Origin of the sequence: Saccharolobus solfataricus (genome assembly GCF_900079115.1) — an archaeon.
Classification (GTDB): Archaea; Thermoproteota; Thermoprotei_A; order Sulfolobales; family Sulfolobaceae; genus Saccharolobus; species Saccharolobus solfataricus.
The window spans coordinates 12,960-37,583 of the sequence record NZ_LT549890.1 but is presented as its reverse complement, the minus strand read 5'-3'; the positions used below and the strand labels follow the sequence as shown (position 1 = coordinate 37,583).

At 34.0% G+C, this 24,624-nt stretch carries 26 protein-coding genes and 1 pseudogene; 12 read left to right on the top strand and 15 right to left on the bottom strand.

Annotated features, from left to right (window positions below; all coding sequences use genetic code 11):
* Window positions 1-235: 235 nt before the first annotated feature.
* Window positions 236-1,248: pseudogene (locus tag SSOP1_RS15995) on the bottom strand (IS630-like element ISC1078 family transposase).
* Between the two features lie 112 nt (window positions 1,249-1,360).
* Between SSOP1_RS15995 and SSOP1_RS00190 the strand changes: the two are divergent.
* A complete protein-coding gene (locus SSOP1_RS00190) occupies window positions 1,361-1,933 on the top strand; it encodes a thiamine-phosphate synthase family protein (RefSeq protein ID WP_009989596.1) in 573 nt (190 codons plus the stop codon).
* On the opposite strand, the gene SSOP1_RS00185 is transcribed toward SSOP1_RS00190, so the two are convergent.
* From SSOP1_RS00185 to SSOP1_RS00165, 5 genes are all read right to left on the bottom strand, one after another.
* A complete protein-coding gene (locus SSOP1_RS00185; RefSeq protein ID WP_009989599.1) occupies window positions 1,916-2,362 on the bottom strand; it encodes a PadR family transcriptional regulator in 447 nt (148 codons plus the stop codon). The genes SSOP1_RS00190 and SSOP1_RS00185 overlap by 18 nt on opposite strands.
* A 253-nt stretch (window positions 2,363-2,615) precedes the next feature.
* Complete coding sequence (upsC, locus tag SSOP1_RS00180; protein ID WP_009989601.1) at window positions 2,616-4,343, bottom strand: UV-inducible protein UpsC; 1,728 nt, start codon at window positions 4,341-4,343, stop codon at window positions 2,616-2,618.
* Window positions 4,344-4,883: 540 nt separating this feature from the next.
* Window positions 4,884-5,342, bottom strand: coding sequence for a hypothetical protein (locus SSOP1_RS00175; RefSeq protein WP_009989602.1), 459 nt, complete (start codon window positions 5,340-5,342; stop codon window positions 4,884-4,886).
* Between the two features lie 85 nt (window positions 5,343-5,427).
* Window positions 5,428-5,757, bottom strand: a complete 330-nt coding sequence (locus SSOP1_RS00170; RefSeq protein ID WP_009989603.1) for a hypothetical protein — start codon at window positions 5,755-5,757, stop codon at window positions 5,428-5,430.
* The gene (locus SSOP1_RS00165; protein WP_009989606.1) at window positions 5,754-6,416 is read right to left on the bottom strand and encodes a ParA family protein; all 663 of its coding nucleotides are present in this window, start codon (window positions 6,414-6,416) and stop codon (window positions 5,754-5,756) included. Before SSOP1_RS00165 ends, SSOP1_RS00170 begins: the two co-directional genes overlap by 4 nt.
* A 113-nt stretch (window positions 6,417-6,529) precedes the next feature.
* Here SSOP1_RS00165 and segC point away from each other — a divergent pair, with 113 nt between their 5' ends.
* Both segC and SSOP1_RS00155 read left to right on the top strand, forming a co-directional pair.
* Window positions 6,530-7,027 (top strand): chromosome segregation SegC, encoded by a 498-nt coding sequence (segC, locus tag SSOP1_RS00160; RefSeq protein ID WP_009989608.1) that lies wholly within the window; start codon window positions 6,530-6,532, stop codon window positions 7,025-7,027.
* A 135-nt stretch (window positions 7,028-7,162) separates the two neighbouring features.
* Window positions 7,163-7,963 (top strand): hypothetical protein, encoded by an 801-nt coding sequence (locus SSOP1_RS00155; RefSeq protein WP_009989609.1) that lies wholly within the window; start codon window positions 7,163-7,165, stop codon window positions 7,961-7,963.
* Here the strand turns inward: SSOP1_RS00155 and SSOP1_RS00150 are convergent.
* Both SSOP1_RS00150 and SSOP1_RS00145 read right to left on the bottom strand, forming a co-directional pair.
* A complete protein-coding gene (locus SSOP1_RS00150; protein ID WP_009989610.1) occupies window positions 7,958-8,674 on the bottom strand; it encodes a carbon-nitrogen hydrolase family protein in 717 nt (238 codons plus the stop codon). The genes SSOP1_RS00155 and SSOP1_RS00150 overlap by 6 nt on opposite strands.
* On the bottom strand, window positions 8,671-9,813 hold the full coding sequence (locus SSOP1_RS00145) for a CBS domain-containing protein (protein ID WP_009989611.1): 1,143 nt from the start codon (window positions 9,811-9,813) through the stop codon (window positions 8,671-8,673). The genes SSOP1_RS00150 and SSOP1_RS00145 overlap by 4 nt, the downstream gene beginning before the upstream one ends.
* Window positions 9,814-9,860: 47 nt before the next feature.
* Here SSOP1_RS00145 and SSOP1_RS00140 point away from each other — a divergent pair, with 47 nt between their 5' ends.
* Window positions 9,861-10,916, top strand: a complete 1,056-nt coding sequence (locus SSOP1_RS00140) for an acetoin utilization protein AcuC (RefSeq protein WP_009989612.1) — start codon at window positions 9,861-9,863, stop codon at window positions 10,914-10,916.
* On the opposite strand, the gene purT is transcribed toward SSOP1_RS00140, so the two are convergent.
* Window positions 10,905-12,098 (bottom strand): formate-dependent phosphoribosylglycinamide formyltransferase, encoded by a 1,194-nt coding sequence (gene purT / locus SSOP1_RS00135; protein WP_009989613.1) that lies wholly within the window; start codon window positions 12,096-12,098, stop codon window positions 10,905-10,907. The genes SSOP1_RS00140 and purT overlap by 12 nt on opposite strands.
* 7 nt (window positions 12,099-12,105) lie before the next feature.
* Window positions 12,106-12,723: a hypothetical protein gene (locus SSOP1_RS00130; RefSeq protein ID WP_009989614.1), complete on the bottom strand. Its 618-nt coding sequence runs from the start codon at window positions 12,721-12,723 to the stop codon at window positions 12,106-12,108.
* A 52-nt stretch (window positions 12,724-12,775) separates the two neighbouring features.
* On the opposite strand from SSOP1_RS00130, the gene SSOP1_RS00125 reads away from it, so the two are divergent.
* On the top strand, window positions 12,776-13,423 hold the full coding sequence (locus tag SSOP1_RS00125; RefSeq protein ID WP_009989615.1) for a hypothetical protein: 648 nt from the start codon (window positions 12,776-12,778) through the stop codon (window positions 13,421-13,423).
* Here SSOP1_RS00125 and SSOP1_RS00120 read toward each other — a convergent pair.
* On the bottom strand, window positions 13,403-14,020 hold the full coding sequence (locus SSOP1_RS00120) for a hypothetical protein (RefSeq protein WP_009989616.1): 618 nt from the start codon (window positions 14,018-14,020) through the stop codon (window positions 13,403-13,405). The two genes, SSOP1_RS00125 and SSOP1_RS00120, sit on opposite strands and share 21 nt — an antisense overlap.
* A gap of 105 nt (window positions 14,021-14,125) precedes the next feature.
* On the opposite strand from SSOP1_RS00120, the gene SSOP1_RS00115 reads away from it, so the two are divergent.
* Window positions 14,126-14,566, top strand: a complete 441-nt coding sequence (locus SSOP1_RS00115) for a hypothetical protein (RefSeq protein WP_009989622.1) — start codon at window positions 14,126-14,128, stop codon at window positions 14,564-14,566.
* Here SSOP1_RS00115 and SSOP1_RS00110 read toward each other — a convergent pair.
* Window positions 14,554-15,585 carry an FAD-dependent oxidoreductase gene (locus tag SSOP1_RS00110; protein WP_009989624.1) on the bottom strand — a complete coding sequence of 344 codons (1,032 nt, stop codon included), beginning with the start codon at window positions 15,583-15,585 and terminating at the stop codon, window positions 14,554-14,556. The genes SSOP1_RS00115 and SSOP1_RS00110 overlap by 13 nt on opposite strands.
* 25 nt (window positions 15,586-15,610) lie before the next feature.
* Between SSOP1_RS00110 and SSOP1_RS00105 the strand changes: the two genes are divergently transcribed.
* Window positions 15,611-16,420, top strand: coding sequence for a hypothetical protein (locus SSOP1_RS00105; RefSeq protein ID WP_009989625.1), 810 nt, complete (start codon window positions 15,611-15,613; stop codon window positions 16,418-16,420).
* A 15-nt stretch (window positions 16,421-16,435) separates the two neighbouring features.
* Window positions 16,436-16,972 carry a MogA/MoaB family molybdenum cofactor biosynthesis protein gene (locus SSOP1_RS00100; RefSeq protein ID WP_009989626.1) on the top strand — a complete coding sequence of 179 codons (537 nt, stop codon included), beginning with the start codon at window positions 16,436-16,438 and terminating at the stop codon, window positions 16,970-16,972.
* Here SSOP1_RS00100 and SSOP1_RS00095 read toward each other — a convergent pair.
* Together SSOP1_RS00095 and SSOP1_RS00090 are read right to left on the bottom strand one after the other, a co-directional pair.
* The gene (locus SSOP1_RS00095) at window positions 16,959-18,818 is read right to left on the bottom strand and encodes a 4Fe-4S dicluster domain-containing protein (RefSeq protein ID WP_009989628.1); all 1,860 of its coding nucleotides are present in this window, start codon (window positions 18,816-18,818) and stop codon (window positions 16,959-16,961) included. The genes SSOP1_RS00100 and SSOP1_RS00095 overlap by 14 nt on opposite strands.
* The gene (locus SSOP1_RS00090) at window positions 18,811-21,030 is read right to left on the bottom strand and encodes a DEAD/DEAH box helicase (RefSeq protein WP_009989629.1); all 2,220 of its coding nucleotides are present in this window, start codon (window positions 21,028-21,030) and stop codon (window positions 18,811-18,813) included. Before SSOP1_RS00090 ends, SSOP1_RS00095 begins: the two co-directional genes overlap by 8 nt.
* Before the next feature lie 33 nt (window positions 21,031-21,063).
* On the opposite strand from SSOP1_RS00090, the gene SSOP1_RS00085 reads away from it, so the two are divergent.
* Genes SSOP1_RS00085 through SSOP1_RS00070 form a run of 4 tightly spaced genes read left to right on the top strand, consistent with a single transcriptional unit; the run spans window position 21,064 to window position 23,972 of the window.
* Window positions 21,064-21,285 carry a hypothetical protein gene (locus SSOP1_RS00085; RefSeq protein ID WP_009989630.1) on the top strand — a complete coding sequence of 74 codons (222 nt, stop codon included), beginning with the start codon at window positions 21,064-21,066 and terminating at the stop codon, window positions 21,283-21,285.
* Window positions 21,286-21,304: 19 nt separating this feature from the next.
* A complete protein-coding gene (queC, locus tag SSOP1_RS00080; protein WP_009989631.1) occupies window positions 21,305-22,699 on the top strand; it encodes a 7-cyano-7-deazaguanine synthase QueC in 1,395 nt (464 codons plus the stop codon).
* A 39-nt stretch (window positions 22,700-22,738) separates the two neighbouring features.
* Window positions 22,739-23,599 carry a sulfite exporter TauE/SafE family protein gene (locus tag SSOP1_RS00075; protein ID WP_009989633.1) on the top strand — a complete coding sequence of 287 codons (861 nt, stop codon included), beginning with the start codon at window positions 22,739-22,741 and terminating at the stop codon, window positions 23,597-23,599.
* Window positions 23,589-23,972 (top strand): DUF1634 domain-containing protein, encoded by a 384-nt coding sequence (locus SSOP1_RS00070; protein ID WP_010922856.1) that lies wholly within the window; start codon window positions 23,589-23,591, stop codon window positions 23,970-23,972. Before SSOP1_RS00075 ends, SSOP1_RS00070 begins: the two co-directional genes overlap by 11 nt.
* Here SSOP1_RS00070 and SSOP1_RS00065 read toward each other — a convergent pair.
* Window positions 23,946-24,569 carry a hypothetical protein gene (locus SSOP1_RS00065; RefSeq protein WP_009989636.1) on the bottom strand — a complete coding sequence of 208 codons (624 nt, stop codon included), beginning with the start codon at window positions 24,567-24,569 and terminating at the stop codon, window positions 23,946-23,948. The genes SSOP1_RS00070 and SSOP1_RS00065 overlap by 27 nt on opposite strands.
* Between the last annotated feature and the right edge of the window lie 55 nt (window positions 24,570-24,624).

The window sequence follows — 24,624 nt, the reverse complement described above, 5'->3', positions numbered from 1 at the left end:
CTCGTCTTGATATTTTTCCATTATAAAGTTTTTCTCGGTGATCCAGGTCCTACCCTTCTGGCAATATTAATATTTATCATTCTGTTTATCTATTCGTTCAGATAATTACATTCCGGACACTCTCACGTCTTGCGTTTTTCGCCACATATTCGGGATTTACATTTAACGATGTGTTAAATATGATTACAAACAGAGTAGATAACTTTCGTGGACTTAAGGAAACTATTATACTTCGTCAGACTTTAAAGGGCAAGAAAACTTCACTCAGTATTGACGTCCAAGGTTCACCGCACCTCTTCACACTATACGTAAGGTCATTTACTCTCTTGGATATGGAGCGTAGGAACCTCGTTGCATCCCACATTAAGGTCTCGAAGTCCGTGTAAATCTTCGAGTAGAGCCTTTTCTTGAGGACTGCCCACGGCCCCTCCGCCGGACTCTTATCCGGAGAGTAAGGCGGCAGATAAACAAACTCCACCCCATTTTCCTCAAGGAATTCCCTCACTTCATTACCGTGTATTCTAGCATTATCCATCACTATCACGGTCTTCTCGTCCTTTATTACCTTCCTCAAGTAGAGTATAATATCTTTTGAGTTCAGCGAGGGCTTCTTGTATGTCGAATAGGAGAAAGTTATTCCCTCTTTACTAATCGTTATCCCGCCTACTACTGCAAACCTCTTCCTCTTAGGGTTGACCTTTATCCCTCCTCCGACCTTCATCCAGCCTTTACCCTTGTTTATGTAGGACACGTACGACTCATCGAAGATGTGTACCTTGTACCCTTCTCTTATTTTTTTAAAAGCTTCTCCCCTTGTTCCTTCACCCACCTTTCTACAGCGTTATCGTCTCTAACGTAAGTTCTCTTTCCTTTCTTGTACTTGAAGCCTAATTTCTTGAGGACTGGGCTTAAACTCCTCGGGTTGTACTTTATCCCAAATTCCTTGTCAAGTATATACGCTATGAGCTTCAAGGTCCAGAAATCGTAGTTCAAGCCGAAATCTCTTGGGCTCTTTTCTAAGATTCGGACGAGCTTTTCCTCGTCCTTCAGTTTCGTGGGTCCCTTCCTCGGCTTAGCGCTCAGGTCACCTTTCCTCAACCACTTGTACACGGTAAAGATGGAGACGTCATACTTCTTGGCAACGTCCTTTATACTCATCCCGTTCCTCACATCTTTTACAGCGTTAATCCTCCTCTCTTCCTCTTGTTTCTTGTTGAGCCTTATACCGTGCATTCTGGATTTCGGCATAACAATTTAGTATTACTCATGAAATATAAATCTTGCTCTTTAAAGTCTGACGAAGTATAACTATGTCTATGATCGTTGAAAATATTATAAGCCAAGATACTATTTATTTTCTATGCAAGATGAAAGTGAAAGAGAATATGTTTTAAAAAGACTTAAGGAGGCAGTAGATATTTTTGTATCTAATGAAAGGGCTTATCTACTTATTCCAGAAGTTAGAACTAATATTGGATATGCAGTATCTAATGCAGCCGATGCTAATGATGTTGCAGCAATTCCAGGCAGGTTAACTACAGCATTTAAAAAAGTAATATACTGTATGCTGCCAGCGTTTGGAGCATCTGATCATGTGGCAAGGGTGATTTTAACTGTAATGAAGCATGATAGAAATATAAGAAGTGCAATAAACTTAAAGTATTATAGAGAAGTTATTGAGAAATTACCGTCTCAAGATCTTTGTATATTCGATAGGTCTTCGGAGCCTAAAGAGGTAAAATATAGGGAGCATAGTACTATGAACTTTATGGTTGATTCGTGTATTCGTAAGTTGTCTAAGGTTCCTAATTATATTGTGGATTTAGGTGATTATGGTAAAGAGCCTTCACTCTTCATTCTAGATCGAGATCCAGTCACTGTTGTAAATAAATCTCTAGAATTACTCAAATATATTTCACAAGACATTCTTTAATTGGTTTCTACAATTCCTTAAGTATTCTATGATCTTTTGTATATTATTTTCATCTATTTTTGATCTATTATCATATAAGTAAAATGCGATTTGTAATAATTCTTGTAATATTTGTCTTGAGAATTTCGTATTATCACCTAGAAGTTTAAGTGATTTATTCTTGATTTCCTGCAGCTCATTTTTCCCCTTCTCTGTTATAATGTAAATTTTCTTATTATTTTCGACTTTCACTTCTACTAAGTTTTTTTCTACAAGGCTTTTTAGAACTGGGTATACTGACCCTGTGCTAGGTCTATAAGAACCTTCGAATTTCTTCTCTATAGTCTTGATGATTTCATACGTTCTCATTGGCCTCTCATTTAAGGACTCTAATACCAAGTATTTTAGGGCGCCCTTCTTAAGCCTTTGAAAGCTAAACTTTGAGATCACATGTAAAATATTACAACAAAAAATTAATAATTAATTCTGTTAGGAGTTTGGGCTTCATAGGATTTCATGATTGTTAACATTAATCCTCTGTTCTTAGGCTTTACCGAAGTTACGGACAAACCTATATAGAACACCCGCACATCTTTAGCATTTTTCACCGCTAGCTCGTCGGGATATTTACCCCATTTGCTAGTACTTTACTGTAAAAAATTATCATGAAAATGTATAAACTTTACGGTTTATCTTAAACAGCTTACACAGCAAAGTAAGGATAGTAGACATCCTCTGGGACTATTATTATAAATGGTAAATTATAGTTGATTTGTAAGTTAATAGTTTTGAAGTATTGATATGTAGCAGTCTCAGTGTATTGTACATAGTCACCTGGGATTATCGTATATTTATAATTAGCGTTTACTACCGGATAACCTAATGGTAAATATCCTTGATTACTGCCATTAATTAATGTTCCAGACACGTCGTCTATAATCACGGTAAGTGGAGGCCCTCCGTTTAATCCCACATAATTGTGTGTAACTGAGTATTTTTCGGCTAAAGAGTACGCAATATAAGAATAGTCTGGATATATAAACCCTCCACTATCTCTTAGAGCTACAGTTACTTGTGAATTAGGTGTAATGGAGATAAGTAGGTTAACGCTATTGGATTTTTTTATTTGAGGATTTATGAAATACCAGAAGTAAGTATAATTCATGACATTAGGTATCGGGGTACCGTTAGAATTATAGTCTAAGTTGCCACCACTTATCATCATTTCAACATTTACTAAACTCTCTTCAGTTATATTTGTGCTATTCAGATATCCATTACCTCCTTGTAATGGTAGTATAAGAGCTGAGGGTGGAACTACACCAGACTCATTAAATGCGGTATACGAAGCGTTTATCATTACTCCAGAATATAATGTATAGTTGTTATAGCCTGGAATTGGTATATCAGTTATTGATGTACCAGTGGGAAAGCTCCATATACCAAACTCAACAGAGCCGTAGTCTATTTTAGATGCCATAAGATAGCCTATAAACTTATAGCTTAGCAGTTGTATTTCACCATTTCGAGTTTTTATTGTATAATTATTTTGTTTCATGAAGTATATCATATTATATGTCACGTAACTTAGAGTTACATAATATCTGGCACCATCTATCCACGTGGAATATTCAAACGTTGCGTTATAAACTGGTACTATGTAATCCGCTTGGTATGACACACTAAACTCTAAGGGCAGATAATAGGAGAATTGGGGTGAGTTCGTAGTATACCATATTCCGGGTGTAGCCCCAGCTGCTACACCTACAAAAACACGATTATTATAAGGGATTGCTATATCAAAGTATTGCAATCCAGAGGACAAATTTGCTATAATTGGAATTGAACCATTTTCTGGAATAAGTATTAGTGAATTTTGAATTCCATAAGGTGTATATGAAGCTGGACTTTCTGATAATAGGTTCCAATTTGCAGGATCTAGATTTTTACCATATATAGGTGGGGTAGCTAGATAGCTTAAGTTAATTTTCCCTTGATTTATTGTGTAACTGTATGGTTCATATAATCTAATCCCTCCTAGTGCTGTAGTATTAGGACTTACTAGTCTATCATTTGCAGAGATGTTATACCAATTTCCATCATTAAGTACTATTACGCTCCAAGGATTATTATCGAAATTTATATATACTCCGTTCTGTGTTAGTGGAATGTTTGTGTGAATTATTTTCCCATTAGGATATATTATATATGTTATTGCCATGTGAGATGAGCTGGTTGAGATTATCATTGGTCCTTGGTAAGTGGGAATTACAGATATAGGTGCGTTTTGAAGTTCTTCATATATTTGTGAGTATGCTATGTTAGACATTTTAGCGTTTAATGAAGTTAAGTAAAGAATTAATCCCACAGAGGATACTACTATTTGTATTAATATAATTGCACCTAGGATTGATGATATTCCCTTTTTCATGTTAAAAATTCACGTTTAAGAGAAGAGAGTCTATGTTGAAACTATCGATCGTTGACTTAGTATGATTTTTTATCTTATCTCTTTCATGGTATATTAGATCTTTTAGCATCGTAGACATAATTATTACTATATAGCTTTTTTATTAACTATGATAAACTGTGCATTCCTAAGTAATAATTTAACTCTACTAATATAAAATTTTCACATATTCTAGATCCTCTAGTCACCGTTCATTGTTACTAATTTCATAGAGAAGCAATTCTATAGGGTGACTACGTGATATTATATTTAGCAAATTTTCCGATTACTATTTAACGCTAGTACTGGTAGTATTCCCTAAAATGGAAAGTGGTATAATTAGATTTAGTATTATAAGGTATTACTCATGGTAACCTCAAAATTTTGGCCTCCTCAATGCCTAAACGCTATCTATGCATATATTTTTGTAACTCAACGCGGTTTTAAAGTCCGCTAACTCCTCGCTCTATACTCGTCTTTCTTCAGTCAAGAGTGACACTCTCTAGACTTAAAATCTCCCTTTTATATAATCCTATTTTTATATAATCCTAATTTTTTGAGATTTACTATAAAATCTAAGTTATTGGTGAATACTCCTGATATCTTTAAGTTTTCCAATTTACTATATATATCTAAATTATCGATATTATCTATATAAACTTTACCTTTGTAGAATCTCAGATCTCTAATATTTTTTGGTATAAACTCTAGTACAAAATAATCATATATCAAAATATTCATATAAGGCTTATTAACTCTATACGCAATTTTGAGATTTCTACTTTTTAGTGTATTAATTAATTCTAAACTATCTGTGATTACAACGGTACGTTCATTATTAATATTTATATCAGATATATATTGATCTGGTATAAATGTTAATATATTATTTAAAGGTCTACTGTACACAACACAATTGTAATTTAATTGTAGAGCCCTTGTAGCTTCTTCATCGTTTCTAGCCTTTACACATATGTCCATTCTAATCACCTTAACAGTTACAGATAAATATAATCTCTAGCATTTAAACCTGATTAGTAATACTTCCTAGAAATATTACCAGATATTACTCTTTAAATCTCTCTTTTGCAATTTTTTCTGCAATGGTAAATAGTGTAGGGTACATTTCTTTCAATCCCTTTTCTAACGCTTCCTTGGCTGTTCTACTCATTTTAAATCCCGGAACTGTATGATAGAGGTATTGAAGAACTAAAAATGCGGGATAACTCCATACACCTATTTTTGGATCTTTCTCAATATACTTCAACATATCGTTCTTAATTTTTTCCTCTTCATTTGTAATTTCCTCTTTTTTTGCATTCTCGTTATTATTAATGATTTTCTCTTCGTCCTCACTTTTTCTTTTCTTCTTCAATAGGAAATCTAATTCACTCATTCACTAATCACCTTTGCTAATTGCTGATAATAGTTAGCTAGCTTAGGTTTCTTTATTCTAACTTCCTCATATCTTAACGCTGGAACTCCTAGTCTAGAAGCTTCAATGAATAATCTAGAGGGTGGTATTGTAATTTCTGTGAATTTTACTGATGATAGATTATCTAGCTTAACTACCTTTTTTGAAAAATTTGTAAAAGAATAAGCGTTCTTCCCTATACTCTTTAATCTAGAGTCGAGATTCTTTATTGCCTCTAGTGCTAAGGGTTGTGGTGTTACCGGTGAAACTATTCTGTCAGCAACCAACATTGCTGATATTGCTAACGTACCCAGATTTGGTGGAGTATCTATAACGAGGAAATCGAACTGTTTCCCTATTTCCTTAATTTTGTTACTAATTTCTTCTACATCTCCATTCAATTCTAACTTTAACAGTCCAATGTGTGCTGGAAACACTTCCACATTAAAGATATTTACACTTTTTTCGCCTAATGGGAGCTCTTTAAGTTCTCTTTTCATTCCATAAGATATGGTCGCTCCTCCTTCCGGGTCCAAATCGAGCAATCCTGTCTTCTTTTCCTTGCTTAAATAGTAAGATAAATTTACTGAAGTCGTTGTTTTGCCTACTCCTCCTTTCTGATTTATTACTGTGACTATCATGTCTAGACTCTTCTATCTATAACGTTTAATAAGGAATTCTACATGATAATACTGACGAGTCCACCATATTATAATGATAATATTTATATGCTAGATTTTTAAAAAGTATAAGTATGTTTGAGAAGCTCTATAGTGCAATAATTTATTCTGATGAATTTAAAAAAATACTATTGGGAAGAGGTGTAGATGACTTAGAGATAGCTTCAGCCTACATAGCGTTCCTTTATGAGGATCTTCCAATAATTGGTAAGAATTTATGTGCGGCATTCTTAAGGATGGGATTAGATGCTGTTTATAACGTAATGCCTTCTGGTAAAGTCTATTCACCTAGGCATAAATTATATCCAATTTCGAGATACGGAATTGATGGAGTTTGTATTAATTGTGATGGAGGTAAAATAATTTTAAGAATTAGTAACAAAGGTTATGATCCAGAAGACTTACTAGAGTCTAAGGGTCTAGAGAGTAGAATATTCGTAAGTAAAAATTTTAAGAAAAAAAGTATGGAAATCATAGAGAAAATTTGGGACGTTAATAAGATAAGATTAATTGCTAGAAAAGAAATTCTGGAAAGAATCAGTGCCGGTGGTATTCTTCACATGATCCGATAAGGGCGCGCTCATCATCATTTTTTTTAACTAAGTATTGTAGAAAGGTCTAGGTTTTCGAAAATTACCTTTTCTCAAAGATTTTAACGTTTTCTGAGTCTCGTTAAGTATTTTAGGTTATAGAAAGTAGTATTGATGATGGATTCACTTAAACTTCTATCAAAATACGATAATCTTACAAAAATTTTAGAATTAACGAAAGAATATGCAAGCAAGTTAAGTTTAGTTTTTGCTATTCATGCATATTTTGAAAATGAGATAATTTCTAACGTAGTGAAGAGTCTGGAGTCTAAAGTCAAGAATATATACGAAGATTACAAATTTGATAGAACCCTATTTGTAAAGAATGCGTCAAAAACTTTAGGCATTAAGGAAGACGATTTCGCATATTATCCATATTATGCAATTCCAATTAGTAAAGAGACGAAGGTTAAATTTATCGATAATTCTACTATACCTCCTAAGGCTTTAATAATGAAGGGAGTCGTAAGGTTTACTTTTATGGCATATAGGAGTTTTCAAGAGTTAGAGGATCATGTAGCCTCAAGAGAAGAGGAAGATATTGTTATAGAATTCGAAAACGGTAAAATTAAGTCGCATAACAGGAAAAGGAATATATTTACTGATGCAAATGTCGTTAGTAAAATAATATCATCTAATAAGGAGGTTTTATTAAATTTAACATTACCAAGTAGTTATTATCTAATTCCTTCTCTAGTTTCTATGAATGTTTTGCCTTATGAAAATGAAGTTTTGGTAATTAGGGAAGGGGAAAGTCTTGATTTTAGGATAATTAACGGAAAGGTTTCTGGTGATAGGGTAGTTATGGGGGATACTTTGCATCCTAGATTTAAGCTTGAACTATATTACGATTATAAGTTCAAAAGGATTTTAAAGGAGGAAATAGCGGAAGGTCTAGCTTATAAAATTCCCTTATAATTCCTTAACTGTAAATTTGACGTACTCTTTTAATCTATCTCCTCGTAGATACATGTATTTTAACGGGTCTATATCAACTATCATATAACTTTCTTCACTTCCTAATTCTCCTACTACTTTAGGTATAACAATACCATCTTGTCTCTGTTCCGGAACGATAGCCACACTTCTTCCAGGGAAATCTGGTGGATTGTATACGTTTGCGTTTACTATTCCTATCCTATTTTCCAAGACTCTTATCCTAAGGAATTCATTCCAAATATCTAAACCATTGCTTCTTATTTTTGAGGGTACCAATATTATCTCGGCTCCTTTAGAAAATAATTCTCTGACCACTTCAGGGAAGTCTATATCATAGCATATTGAGATTCCGAACCTTATTCCTCTATAGGTAAAGAGGACTGCTTCATTACCTGGAATGAGTCTCACTCTTTCTTCATTAAATAGGTGAATTTTCTTCGCTATTCCTTTTAGGTTTCCACTATCATCAATTATTGGAGTGATTACTGATACTCCATCTTCAAATGCTCCAGGTAAGATATAAGCGGTGTATCTTTTAGCTAATTTCTGAAATTCAAGCAGTGGTACATCATCTATATTTCTTGTCCATTTTTCTGGTAATAGTACTAGCTCTGCTCCCTCCTTTAATGCTTTTTCAGCTAGTAAAATTGCTGACTTAACTTCTAAAGGTTGCACTACTCCAATTTTCAAGCCTCTTCTGCCTTAATCCCTTTTTTGTTACTCTCTTCTATTTTTCTTAGTTTTCTTAATATTCTTTCCTCTATTTTTTCTACAGCATTCTTTAACGCAACTACGGGTTCCCAATCTGTATCCCTAGCTACATAATCACCTATTTTAGTAGTTACCCTTACCATTGCAGTATATAGTTTTTTATTTCCCGTACTACTCCTCATTTCTTCCTTAAACGATACCTTAAAGTTTATAACTTCGGTTAACCTTTCTATTTTACTTAAATATCTTTCAAGTATGTCATCTATGTTTGCCTTAAACTCTAAGTTGGATTTTAGCTCTTGAGGTATTTTAGCTTCAATGGGTATTGATAGTTGCATTTTTTCAGCTACTGCCTTAATAATATCTAATCCGCTTATTACACCGCTTAATCTATCGCCTTCCATAACGGGCATTCCAGAGATTCTAAATTTAAGTAGTTTCTCTACTACATCCGTCAGTGAGTCTTTTCCATTTGCCGTTATAACCGGGTACTTCATAATTTCTTTAACTGGCATCGCCATAACCCTTTCTTCATCTTTCATTATCGACTCTCTTTTCCTTCCACTTACACTGTACAAAGCATCAACTATGTCTCTTGCACTTATGATTCCAGTTAGTCTATACTCTTTAGTTGCTGGCAGTCTGCTTATATTATCTCTTATCATTAACCATCTTGCCCTGGCTATAGAATCGTTTTCGTCTATTGATGTAGCTGGAGAGGTCATGTATTCTCTTGCAGTCCTATTTTCTGGGATTTCGTTTGCTTTCAGCAAATACGAGAGTAATGACTCCCTTGTTACTAAACCAATAAATTCCCGCTTCTCATTTATGACTGGTATTACTCTAGCCTTAGTAGTATAGAATTTTGCAATTAATCTATTAATATCCTCATCAATTTGTACAGTAACACTGGGACTCATAATGTTTATCGCTTTAGTCTCTAGACTCACCCTTCTAGAAAGAAGATCTTTATAAGAGATCAAACCTATTAATTTCCTATCCTTGATAACGGGTACAGTCCACATCTTGTTTTCTTTCATCTTAGAAATAATATCGCTCAATTTATCCATACTATGCGCAACATAACTCGGCTTTGTGATGAGTGTGTTATCTATCATACTAGATAAGTATTTTAAATTGAAAAATAAAAAAGTAGTGATATACTTTGCACAAAACGGCTTTTATATGGACAGACGAATATTATAACTATTCGTTCCCAGACTATCATCCATTTAAATCCCTGAGAGAAAGCATGACTAAAAGGCTCCTAGAAGAAAGAGGTGCATTTCATTTCATCACACTAGTTGAACCCAAGTCGATTCCAGAAGAGGCTCTTCAGCTGGTACACTCCAAAGAATATATAGAATTTGTAAAATATAAAAGTAAGGAGGGTCAAGGCTATTTGGATGACGGAGATACTCCAGCGTTTAAGGGTATATATGAGGCGGCATTAATCAGAGTAAGTGGTAGTGTAAAGGCATTAGAGTTAATAAAAAGTGGAGAATTTAACCACACTATCAATATTGGTGGAGGTTTTCATCATGCAAAGAGGAATAGAGCAGCTGGTTTTTGCGTTTTTAACGATGTGGCTCTAATATCTAAATTAGGGGAGAGTTTCTTTTCAAGAATAGCCATAGTTGATATAGATGGTCATCACGCTGATGGTACACAAGAGCTATTAATTGATGATAATAATATTTTGAAAATTTCTTTACACATGTTTCATCCTAATTTCTTCCCGGGTACCGGGGATGTGAACGAGATCGGGCTAGGGAAAGGGGAAGGGTATACTATCAATATCCCTCTTCCACCTGGTACTGGAGATGATGGTTATCTCTTAGCCTTCGACGAAATAGTAGTCCCCGCTATAGAAAGATATAAGCCAGAACTAATTATTCTTGTAGCAGGTGGTGATTCTCATTTTAACGACCCTTTAGTTGAGTTAAAATTATCTACCCATGGCTATTTAGATGTGGTAACCAAGATCCATCGCCTAGTTCACGAATATTCTAATGGTAGGCTCATAATGTTAGGTGGGGGTGGATATAATTACGATGCGACTGCCAGAATTTGGACAATTTCAATAGCCGAGATAGCTGGAATATACGACTTAGAATATGAAACTCTTCATGACTCCTTCTCAACTAAATCGTCGCAGTTTGTTATGGAGAAAATAAGAAACACTATAAGTCTAATAAAGAAGATACATTCACTTAACTAATATTATTGAAGATGCCTTTCTAACTTTTTCTAACGCCTCTTCTACACTATTTCCAGTTGCCAATACTACACCCATTCTTCTCTTCTCGTATGTAACAGGTTTTCCGAACAACCTAACTTGTACGCCCGGAATCTCCATTGCCTTCTCTATGTTTAGAAATTTAGGTCCCCAAACATTTTCTGTTTGTGCTAAAATCACATGAGAGGCCGCTGGGGAAACTAACTTAACTTCTGGAGTCGGCAAGCCTATTGCACTTCTAACATGAATTTGGAATTCATTTATATCGCTACTAGCTAATGTAACTAATCCAGTATCATGGGGTCTGGGCGCTACTTCGCTAAAGAGAATTCTATTTCCACTAACTATTATTTCAACACCATATATTCCTAGACCTCCTAGTTCTTCTGCAACCTTTTGTGCGATTCCCCTAGCAGTCTCTTTCACTCCTTGGCTTACATTAGAAGGATGCCATGACTCAACATAATAATAGCTTGGTCTCTTATGTTCTATTGGTTCAATGGTCTTAGTTATTATGCTATCAGAATTCGAATGATATCTATACGTTAATACTGTTAGCTCAGTATCTATTTTTACGAACTCTTCTACAATGACTCTTCTACTCTTACCTCTAGCGTGAGATATAGACTCTCTATAAGCTTCCTCTACATTCTCGATTTTATTGACTAATACATGGCCATGCCCACTAGAGCTCATCTCCGGTTTAATCAGACAAGGAAAACCAATATCCTTACAAGCTCGTTTTACCTCTTCTTCATTTTCGGCAAATGCGTATTTCGTAGTTGGAAGTTTAAGTTTTTCTGCAGCAAATCTTCTTAATTCAATTCTATTCATGCAAGCTTTTACTGCATTTGCATTAGGAACCACTCTAAAGCCGTTGCTTTCAAGTTCAATTAATGCGTCTGTATTAATTGCCTCTATTTCAGCTATAATCGCATCTGGTCTTTCCCTTTTCACTACTGCCTTAATAGCGTTTGGATTCATCATATCTACTACATACTTTCTGTGAGCAACGTGCATGGCAGGAGCTAGATCGTATCTATCTAAAGCAACAACTTCTAATCCCATTCTTTGTGCCTCAATAGCCATTTCCTTTCCTAACTCTCCACTTCCAAGTAGAAGGATTTTCTTCGAACCTTCAAATAAGGGAGTGCCAATTTCCATATGGCAATTACTTAACTCTAGATAATAAATCTTCAAGAAGAGAGTAGAATCTAGACTGATCCTTTGTGGTGTTAAATATACAAATCCAACCTTTAGGTACTCTACACTCTCCAGTAAATGGAAATACTGCCATACCGTACTTGAAATATTTAGAGTACTCTAGAGTCTGTAGGTAATCATTTTTGTGAATTTTGGCCTCAATTACGAGCTTGTCTTCTACTATAAAGTCGGGCCTATTATGCCATCTAGTATGAGTGAATTTACGAAGCGAAGGATAAATTTCAAATTGTCTTTTTACCTTATAGTCCTTTGCTAGCAAGAGATTATAAATGAAAACTTCAAATAGTTCGCCCATAAGTTTGTTTATTGCAAGTGTTCTATTTCTTAATGTAGGGTGAGCCAAAAGAACATCCTCATCTACATCTACGTTAACTAACTTCGCCAAATACCTAAGTTTTTCTAAGAGGAGGTATTCATTCCCTAGATACTTAAATCTAGCGCCTTCTATCTTATTACCGTTTTTATCAGTTATTGAGATAAAATTTCCTTCCACGAATACTGTAACATCACCATTTTCATTTGGAACCAAATATCCGTCCTTTAATGAGTATTTGTATAATTGCATAATTTGATTATTGTGGATTAATTTTTAAAGGATTCATTGAGAATTATGGTGGATGTTAATAACTATTAGCGATATCGCTTGGGGAATAGCGCTAAGTATATGGGTGGCGATTGTTGTTCTGTACATTTCTAAGTTAATCTCAAAAAAATTCGGAGCATATGTAACTAGAAAGGCAATACACATGTTAGGAGGGGGGATTGTAGCAGTACTATCTCCATTTGTTTTTAACTCTCCCTTAGTTCCAATAATTACATCTTATCTCATTATGGCGTATTTGATAACCATAAGAGTGCTAAGGAAAGAGATGAGTTGGTTTATGGATAAGGAAAATTTAGGGGAAGTGTTCTTCGCGTTCTCCTTTGGGACTGTTTTATTAGTAATGTTTATTTTAGATCCCAATTATTGGACTAGCACTGATCTAATTTACGTTGCTGTTCTTCCCTTAATCTTCATGTCTTTTGGTGATGGCATAACCGGAATAATAAGAAATTTTGTGTATAAGAGGAGAGTTAAAGGACTTTGGGGATCAATGGGAATGTTAATATTCTGCGCTACAGTAGGCTACTTTGTATTAAATATACCTGGTTTAATAGCCGGAATCCTTGCTACCGTTGCTGAACTATTACCGTATATCGATGATAATATTTCTGTGCCGTTTTTATCGTTTCTATTTCTTTATCTATTTGTAAGAGTCCTTTAGCTGTTTATACTTTCTAATATCGATTACACTTATACTTAAGTTGCTAATATCTACAGATATTATACCATTAATTTTAGCTAATTTTACATCATTAAAAGTTACATCATTAATTTTATAAAATTTTCTAATTATTTCAATTACTCTCCTCAGTTTTGCTTTATCTTTTACGTCAGCTGTTAATTCCTCGGGGATAGGTGGCATATAAAAAGAGGGCACTGCAATATAGAACTTCGATGATAAACTACTATACCTCAGAATTTTTAGTGAAATTCTACTTAATAGATACTCTTCAGCATCTATGGCATCTGAATTGGGTATATAACCATATTCTACTTCTATTCCCATATCTTCATCACTAACGTAGAGATCAAGTAGTTTTCCTTTCTTCTCATACTCCACGAATACTCTATAGCCTAGACTCTTGAAGTAAGCAGATAATATTAATTGTAGACTGGAGTGGTTAATATTTGTGAATCCTAATTCATAAAAATCTATTAGTCTTTGTACTATATCATCTAGTTCTATATCTCCATACAATTCCTCTAGTCTTTTAGCTAATTTTTCTAGATCACTAATAAACATCAATTTGGATCTCATATAATATCTGCCTCAGTGAGGGGAATGGTCTTCACAACTCAGAAAACCGTCACTTCATCATTTTCGAAATAATTTTTTATTTTCCAGTTAAAAAGTCTACTAACTATGATATCATGGCTATTAGGATCACAACCTTCCCCTTGGTCATTTCTGGAAGATCTGTTCCAAGATTATAGAAACGTAGCGATATACGTTGACAATAATAACATTGTACAAATAGTTAAGGTAAGTGATATAGATGAATTTTACACACCATTTTCAGTACTTATACACGCAAAATATTTCAAGAATTACTCTCCGTATTACATAAAATTAGAGAAAATGGTGGCATTTCCAACTACGAATGAGAAAGTAGCCGATAGTTTGCTTATCAAAGAGGGATGGAGAGGAATTAAATATTATTATGGTGACGAATTTTTAGGAGCGTGGATACTATACGATTGCATAAAATGTAGAGATAAGCAGAGGTCTCATTTAGAAATTAGCAAGCTATCCATAAGTGAGGATGAAACGATAAAAGCTCATTTAAGAATCTATAACTCATGAGGTTCTTGCCCTATTTCGAAATTGCCATCATACCCATTAAGCCTTTCTAGTCTATATTCCGTAAAATAAGTATCTTCTTTTTTAGATAAAATCTCCTCTACAAGGACATGAGCTAACCCTGGCCCTACCTCAGCTCCATAACCGTTAAATCCACCTATAAAATATACATTTTCAGCTATTTTTCCATATGCTGGTCTCATGTCTGGCGTGGCTTCACAAAAACTACCAGAAGTATATAACTCCTTGACTTCACCTAGCCTCCTGGAAATTCTAGCGGAAACTTCATTCTTATCTTCTATACAGATATTTTGCTGTAAAGGAGTAGTTTCTATAGCTTTTCCATCTCCCATAATAGCTAACGGAAATCCAAGCCCTATAACTGGTCTAGAATAGAAGTTATTAACGTAATCATATATTATATTAGATCCTACCTCTTTCTTTTTACTTAAAAATAGTGAAGCCCAACAATAGTAAGTCTTTACAGGGAGCTTAACGTTAATTAAATATTTACTCCACGCTCCAGCAGAGAGAATTATCAAATCGCTTTCATATAGTTTATTATTAATTTTAACAAATCCCTTACCCTTGTCGATGACAATATTGGACTGATATATAATCTTTTCTGTACTGTTTATTAAACTTCCGATGGACACTAATCCATCTCCGCCAATGGCCTCAATGGCCTGGTCATTTATCCAATTTACATATTTTACGTTAATATTAACTCCGGCAGAGATCCACGAGTCTATTATTGAAGAGTTGATTTTACCTAAAGTGTATGATTTAAAAGGGTAATAAGGGATGTTAAATTTTTTATAAAAATTTAAAGACAATTTAGCTAATTCAATATCTTTTCCCTTTAACAACAAAGAATGGATTAGACTTGGAAATGGTCTTTTTACTTTAGGATCAATTAATTGTACTTCAATTCCATTTTTCTTTAACAATCTATAAATCGAACTACCTACTATTCCTCCTCCGACTATAATGACCTTCAAATCGTAATGTTGATAAGTCATAGTTATTAAAAAGTTAACTAAGAGTATGATAGTTGAGGGTTATTTTCTAAAATATAGAGATGTAATATGGAGCATTAAAGGATGCTATCATCCAGATGGGTATGCTGTTGCAATACCTAGATTATTCAATGGGGTAAAGATCAAGAGGTTAAATGATGCGTTAGAAGTAGTAAGAACTAAATTTAGCAATTTATTAAAATATGTTGATGAGATAGGATTTAATGTACCTTTAGTTCCCCTAAACGAAAGTGAAATCTTAGATCCATTCAATGCTAAGATATTCAATAACAGAGTAAGAGAATTCCTGCGCTTTTTTAATGGAGATGTAGGAATTACTGGGAGCTATTTGTATTTAGGCAAGGGTAATGATATGGACTTCTTGAGCTTCAAACCAGAACATTATTACGTCTTAGAGGAGTTAAGAAAAAAGGGGATCACTAAACCGTTATCCACTGTCGAAGAGTCTGAAATAGAGACTCTAGACTATTCTTCATTTAAGATTTTAAAAAGTAAAAGGATTTTAGAAGGCATTTTTGAAGGGCGAGGATATACATTTAAAATTGTCCAATGTGAAAAATTTGGTCCAGTTAGGGAAGTAAAGGAATTTGAAGGATATGTGAGAATTTTAAAATCAATTAAACCATTTACTATTCCAGTAAAGTATCTTGTAACTGACAATCATGGCAACGAGTATATTTTAACTAGTTTTAGGACTAGATTTACAGAACTATTACCTAATATGGAAATTTTTATTAAAGGAAAGATTCTGGTGAGGGATGAATTTAACGATATGGATTTAGATATAGCTGAAATAGTAAAGTTAAAATCATTTTGAAGATTGAATAATCTTATGTCAGCTCATAAACAACATAGGCAACACGCTCCTACTAATATAAACTTTTACGTAATTACAATAAGTACTTCTAGATATGAGAAATTAGTGAGAAAGGAACCTTTAATAGATGAGTCCGGGGATATTATAAAACAGTTAATTATACAATCGAACTATAATATAATAGGTTACGAATTAGTGCCGGATGAGAAAGTAAAAATACTTAAAGCTTTTGCAAACGCCTTAGATAATTCCCAAACTGACGTAATTATATCAACAGGCGGTACTGGTTATACGCAGAGTGATGTCACAGTAGAGACTATAAGAAGAATATTCGATAGAGAAATCGAGGGTTTTTCCGATGTATTTAGACTGGTGAGCTATAATGATCCTGAAGTTAAATCCGCATCATATTTGACAAAAGCTACTGCTGGAATAATAAACGACAAGGTAATTTTCCTGTTGCCCGGTTCACCTGACGCTGTAAGATTAGCTATGAAGGAATTGATATTACCAGAAATTGGCCATCTGCTTTATATTGTTAGGAGAAAATAATTTTAGTTAACTTATCCATTAAGATCTCTTTAATATTTTTGGTTAAGTCCATACTATTTAGTTTGAAATACAGTAGAACTAAGTTCTCTATGTTCTCGCCTTTAATTATTCCATCTATTAGTGTAGAGTATACTTCATCTACTATTCTATCCTCAATATCCTTGTACCAACCTAAATCTTCCTCAATATCTTCTCCTAAATCTTTAGTACCGATCTCAAGCTTTTTGTAAAAATCGCTAATATAATTTTCATCTAAGTTTATTTCAACTAAATCTAACGGTGTTTTAATATTTAATTCCCTTGCAGTTAATGGGCATAGTGTAACTTTTTTATCAATTGTCCTATTAATATTATCCTTATTATTAAGGATATTAAGAAACACATTGGTGCAAGTAAAATTTGACTCGTTTAACTCACTCCCTAACAAGCATGGTATATGAAGGTTATCTTTATTCATTTTTAAGTCGTTCATTGCTAATAATTGTATATTGTATATATCTATTACAGTCCTTTTCTTTAGTTTCTGTAAATAGAAATATTCTTCAGGTGTTATGGTATAAATTTCTTTAAATTTTAACAATCCCTCTAAACTAAACTCATTCTTCACTATTTTCGAAAAGTCTTCTGCTAGGTAAAATATACCTACTCTCTTACCTTTTTTAATTAAGTATATAAGAGACTTAATTATTTGATCATTAAGTTCTTCTGATAAAGATGTTATTATCAGAACACTACTTAGATCGCTGTTAATACTTCTGAGTAGATTCTTAGGGGATATTTGATTAATTTTTGTAGCTTTTCTTAATTCATTAGTGATATCTAATCTTACAGGACAAACTTGTTCACATAAACCACACATGTGACAATTAGCCAGATCGTTCTCTTTCTCAAAATATGTGATTGAATAGAAACCAAGAGGAGTATGGAATACGTCATTAGTTTGTTTACCGTAAGGGCAAACACTAACACATTTACCGCATAGAATGCATCCATTGAATAAGCCTTCTCCCTCTATGGTAGAATACTCTAGAGTGTTTCTTATAGACTCTAGTCGCTTATTAGAGTAAATTGAATAAGCGATTTCATCCTTTCTAAATCGTATTACCGACAGCTGAGATTCTTTTGCAAGATTAATTATACTATCAATTGTGTTTAGAGGTGAGTAACCTAGATACCAATACTCATACTCTATCTTCTCAACAATAGGTGAACTTTCTTCGTTAAACTCGCTTAATAAACCCTGTAGCAGTACTTCTCTTGTTTTGGGATATGATACCAGTATATAACTCTCCTTATCTTTCTTTACTAGACTAACTTCCCTAAATACTGGTATTCTTGAAGTATACCAACTTTTTATAATAGAAATTAATTCGGATAAGTTTCCATATAACCTTTTATACACTATTTCCTTTTCCTCTTTTTTCAAATAGACATGTATTACAATTCCACCCTTATATCGTCCAGAGTAATATTTGCCATCCAAGTAGGCATCAACTTCAACTCTCCCATTTATCTTTCCAAATTCATTAAAGCCTGTAATTGGGTCATTAAAGAATACAGACCCTCCAATAGAAAAATCCGCATTAGACCAAAATTCTACTTTATATTTTTCCAGAACTTCACTCCATTTAGTACCAGCCTTTACTCGTAGCTTGTCACCTAAGTCATCTACACCCTTATAATCAATGAAATCAATTACATTCTCACCCTCTAATCCCCTAAAGTATTCATATCTAGGTACGGCATTTGGTAAGATAGATATACCTTCTGAGTATTTTATTACGTTCTTTACCTCAACATTGCCTACTTTTGTTGGCTTTAATATTCTGTAAAAGTTATTATGCAATTGGGTTTCCCTCTCTATCCTTGTTTACTCCTTTTATTGTACCCTTTATTAACCCGTCTATTAATCTTAACGATTTTTTCCTAGATAAATATTTATTATTATTACCACAATATGGACTGTATACACAATTAGGACAACCATCCTCACAATTGCAACTCTTAACTATATCTAATGCAACTTCGTAAGCTTGCTCCAATCTTTCAAATAATAATTTAGAAACTCCGCTTCCTCCTATGGAGGAGTCGTATATTACAACGTGTCCACTAGGATAGCTTATTCCTCCCAAGTCAGTTAACGACGCTCCTGCGGCAACTCTGGCTGCAGATATTAATACGTGCTCGGTTGCATGGTAGGTCTCCATATGATCTATGAGAGTGAAGTCATCTATTAATGGGTGGTATATTAGAAGCCCCTTCGTATTATATGTAAATGAAATAGGGTTTTCATAAAAGTACTCATTTTTCCCCCTTTTAGAATATACATCATAAGTTACATAACCTTCCACTCTCATGACTAATTTCATGTCCCCATATTCCACTTTTTCTCCGTATACTTCTCTCTCATCTTTTTTATTAAACTCCAATAGATCCATTGAATAAAGGGGTTTAGTGTAATACGATAACTCACTATTAACTTTTCTTACCTTTGCTATTAATCTGTCAATATCAAATTCCTCTATAATGTAAGTCTTCTTTGAAATCAAATATACTGCATTTGGATATAGGTCATGCAATGCCGCAGGCAGTTCTCTTTCGCCGATTTTCTTCTTATCTTCATATATTCTTACTATGGGGCCTACACTCCTAAGAGAGGTTGTGGCAACATATTTTTTAGTTTCTGGAGTAGCTAAGACATAACTACCTACAATTTTAGCTCTGCTTTCGGTAGCTAATATCTCATATGCTTTTTTCCAAAGAGGAGGTAAATTATTCAACTTTACTCTATATTTTTCAGCCAAATATGCTAAAGCATGAATTTTAATTACTTCTATGTTTGTAGGATCAAATGTTAATGCTTGTATTTTTCTGGTAAAGAACTCCTCTGGGTGCCTAAGATAGTAACTATCTATAGGATCATCTCCTAAGATTGTAAATACTAAACCAGCGTTATTCCTTCTCCCTGCTCTCCCAGCTCTCTGAACGTATTTAGTATAACTTGGTGGATTCTCTGCCATTATTACTGCATCAATGGTTCCTATGTCTATTCCTAGCTCTAAAGTAGGTGTGGCCACTACTCCATCCAATTCTCCATTTCTTAGCTTCTCCTCTACTTTTATCCTTTCTTCTGCAATTAAACCTGCTCTATGCACCTCTAGATTTACTCTAAATCTATCAGCTATCTTAGCTACTAACTCTGCCATCTGTTGAGAATCAGTAAACACTAGTACTTTTAGCCCATTTTTAACTAGAACTGCCGCCAAATAAGCAGCCAACGTCCACCTACTAGAATTACCACTATCAATAATGCTATGTATTGCGATTCCTTTTCTTCTTCTTATCCCCTCTATTATTTCCCCCTCAACCCCGAACAGCTCCTCAAACAAGTATTTTGTAGCGCCTACTGTGGCACTTGACGCTACTATATGAATATCGTTCTTAAATTCCTTGATTCTATCAGCTAGATTTCTTATATGAGCACCTAAAACGCCTTCATATACATGAACTTCATCAAATATAAAATGATCAGCAGTTCTTAACAAAAACCTGAATCTAGTACTTAAAGCTAGGCCTAAATGTATCATATCTGGATTAGTTATTAGTATGTGAGGAGGATTTCTATACAATCTTTCTCTCTCTTTTTCCGGTGTATCTCCATCGAAAATCCCAACATTCAATCCTAATTCTCTTGCTAATTTGTAAACTCTAGTAAGTTGATCCCTTGCTAGAGCTTTTGTAGGATAAACTAAAACACTTCTTTCGCCCTTTAATGCTAGGTCTAGAATTGGGATTAAAAATGCTTCAGTTTTACCGGTTCCAGTACCTGATATGATCATGACGTTTTCCTTATTTTTTATTTTTCGGTATGCATCATATTGATATTTATATAATCTCTCTATTCCATATTCTATAATAGATTTCTTTAGCTTATCATCAATATCTATTTCGTTTATGGATGGTCCATATTCCGGTTCCAGAAAAGTTTCTGTATGAACGTGAGCTATCTTAGCGTTAAACGTTTTTAGCTTGTCATTTACTTCACTTAGAATCTCCACAATTTTATTAACTATTTCATGTAGGTTAAAAGTATGGTGGATATCCTTAATAGTACAAAAGATGTAGAGACATTTCTATCTAAACAGAAAGACAAATGTAAATTAGGAGATATTGTTACGTTTGTGACAACAGAAGACACATTAGAAAGCATTCCCTTCATAGCGTCTAAATATGGATTCTCCATGGTCGATGGCGAAAATTTAGAAGAAGACCTAATTATGATAAAATTAGAGTTTAGACAGATTTTTAGGTAAGTTATAAAGGTATAAACAAGTGTGCAGTGTATCTGGAGTCCTCATATTAAACCCTAAAAATTTTGAGAAAGTTGAGCTGAAATTAGCTAGTATCCTCAAAAAGGCAGAAGATAGGGGTAGGGACAGTTTTGGTATTGTTGTAATTCAAAAGGATGGTACAGTAAAAGTAAGAAAATCCATAGGAAAGCCCTCAGAAAAAGAGGAATTACTATACGGCATTTTAGATGAAGACTCTAGGGTTGTCATAGCTAATAATAGGGCAGAACCCACTACTGAATACGTTAGACAGAAAACTGAGGACGACATTCAACCTTTTATTGGAGACAGATATATTGTAACTCATAATGGAATAATCGCAAATGATTTAGAATTAGAGAAAAAATATGAATTAAAAAGAAAAACTAAGATAGATAGTGCAATTCTTCCACTACTTTTGGACAAGACGTGGGACGGTAATCTTGAAGCACTAAAGGGAATATTAGAGCAAATCAAAGGAAGTTTTGCTTTGGTTATAGGAGATAAGAAAAACCCTGATAGAATATTTCTAGCTCAGAACTTTAAGCCATTATACATGGCTTATGACCACTCGTTGGAGTCCCTATTCTTTACATCTCTTGACGAATATTTTGATGCAAAACCATTCGACCCAGTAAATATAACTAAATTGGAACCATATTCGGTAGTAATGGTCACTTCGAATAAACTAATAACTACGTTGCCTATCATGGAAAAAAGAAAGAAGTATAGGGTACTTGTTGTGGCAAGTGGTGGGTTAGATTCCACTGTAGCAGCAACTAAACTTCTAAGAGAAGGTCATGAAGTTACTCTAATACACTTTAATTACCACCATAAGGCTGAGGAAAAGGAAAGAGAGGCCGTGAGGAAAATTGCCGAATATTTGCAAATACCACTGCTTGAAATAAATACAGATTTATTCAAAATAATAGGTCATGCCACGTTAATAAAGGGAGGAGGAGAGATAGTTAAGGATAGGAAAGGAGAAGAAGGAGCAGAGTTTGCACATGAATGGGTTCCTGCAAGAAATCTAATTTTCTTCTCTGTTTCATTAGCAATTGCCGAAGCCTATGGATATGATGCCATAGCATCTGGAATAAATTTAGAGGAAGCTGGAGCTTATCCAGATAACGAGATGGAATTCATAAGGATGTTAAATAAGTTAAGCCCATATGCAACTGGTCCAAACAAGAGAATTGAGATATTAATGCCAGTTGGTAATTTAGTAAAGCACGAAATAGTAAAGCTGGGATACGAAATTGGTGCCCCACTACATTTGACCTGGAGCTGTTATGAAGGTGGGCAAAAACATTGTGGGAAATGTGGGCCTTGTTATATGAGGAAGATGGCGTTTAGGATCAATGGACTTAAAGATCCAGTTGAATATGATGAAGAGTGATAGAATACTTTAATAACCATTTAGTTAGTAGTATATTTTATGTTGACGCCAATAGAATTTTTTGTTACAGTTGTGCTAATAAGTGCTCTTTCAGGTATACTAGGCGCTTTAACCGGTTTAGGTGGAGCCACGTTTTTAGTACCAATTTATACATTATATCTAAATGTGCCTATTGCCTATGCTTCTGGAGCTAGTCTAATCTCAACCATAGCAACCTCTAGTGGTGCAGCAAGTGCTTACGTTAAGGATAGAATAACTAACGTCAAAATAGGAATGGGACTTGAAATAGCTACTACAACAGGCTCTATAGCTGGAGCCTTAACAGTGGCCTATATTTACGCTCATCACTTGGAATTTATAGTATACATTGTCTTTGGAATTGTCTTACTTTCCCAGGTTTATGTACAACTTGCTAAGTCTAAATTTGAACTTCCTAAACCCATTAAGCCAGATTGGACAACTAGAGTTTTTGAGCTCTATGGGAAATATTACGATACAGTCCTAAAACAAGAGGTTGAATATCATGGTGTTAGATGGTGGTTAGGTGAAATAATTATGTTCTTTGCTGGTTTCATCTCTGGTTTGTTGGGAATAGGTTCCGGTGCGCTCAAGGTTTTAGGTATGGATTGGGCTATGAACTTACCGATGAAAGTTAGTACTACTACTAGTAACTTCATGATTGGCGTGACAGCTGCAACTGGGAGCTCAATTTACTGGATATTCGGATACATACAGCCATTTTTGGCAGCAGGTACTGCATTGGGTGTTTTAATTGGTGCGTTTGTTGGGACTAAAATATTAGTTAGAGTTACAAATAAAACTATAAGGTACATTTTTACTGCAATTCTCATCTTTCTAGGAATTCAAATGATACTAAGGGGGTTCGGATATGGACTTTAACAATATTATAGGTAATACGTTAAGAATAGGCGTAATAATTAGTGCAATAATAATAATTTTCGGAGTTGCTCTACTATTTGTGAATAATGGTTCAAACGGCTTTACTATCACTCAGATATCAAGTTCAAATTCAATTGTTAATAGTTCAATTTTCAAACCCTCTGAAATATTTAGTGGACTGCCTAAGCTATACGGTTTAGATTATATATACTTAGGCTTAATGGTTCTAATAGCTACCCCCGTACTTAGAGTGTTATTAGGGATTGCGCAGTTTGCGTCAGAGAGAAATAAGCTATATACAATAATAACTATAATTGTATTTTTTAATCTAATGTTTGCTATATTTCTATTGCCTATAATTATAGGTAAATAAAATCTTACCATCTTTCAGATATTTCATTCTTTTTTCCAAAATCTTAATATTCAAGTCCATGTACTCGGCAGCAACTTCCCTAGTAAATAATTTGCAGAAATTACTCTCAACTACCTCGGAGAAGCTTTCCTTAAGAATTTCAGATATAGTATTATGATCTATTGACGATAACAGTTCTATTCCATCTCTAAAATCATCCTCACTAGCCCACAAATTAAATCTACTTACCTTTTTATCTATGATTTGTATTATATAGTATAATGGTTTCCAAGCAGACAATGAATGTCCATGATCAATGATGAATCCCTTTCCGTTCTTTGATAGTACATGATCCTCTTTTAAATCTATGTTTAGAATCCATTCTTCAAATGCTAAACTCATCTTGATTTCATCTAAATTATATATATTCTGCTCTGTAGCTTTATCCGGTAAATAATCCATTAATAATCCTATTTCATCCCCATGTTTTATTAAAGACACTTCTAGAATAGGCAAACCCATTAGTTTACCAATTCTCGAAGCGAATAACTCAGATACAATTTCCAAAGCAACGTTTATATCTCTTTCTTTTTTGGTAGGCTTAAAGTATAATAACAATGCAGTGGTAAAAGATTGACCATAAATATAAAATTATCTTATAACACATCTACAA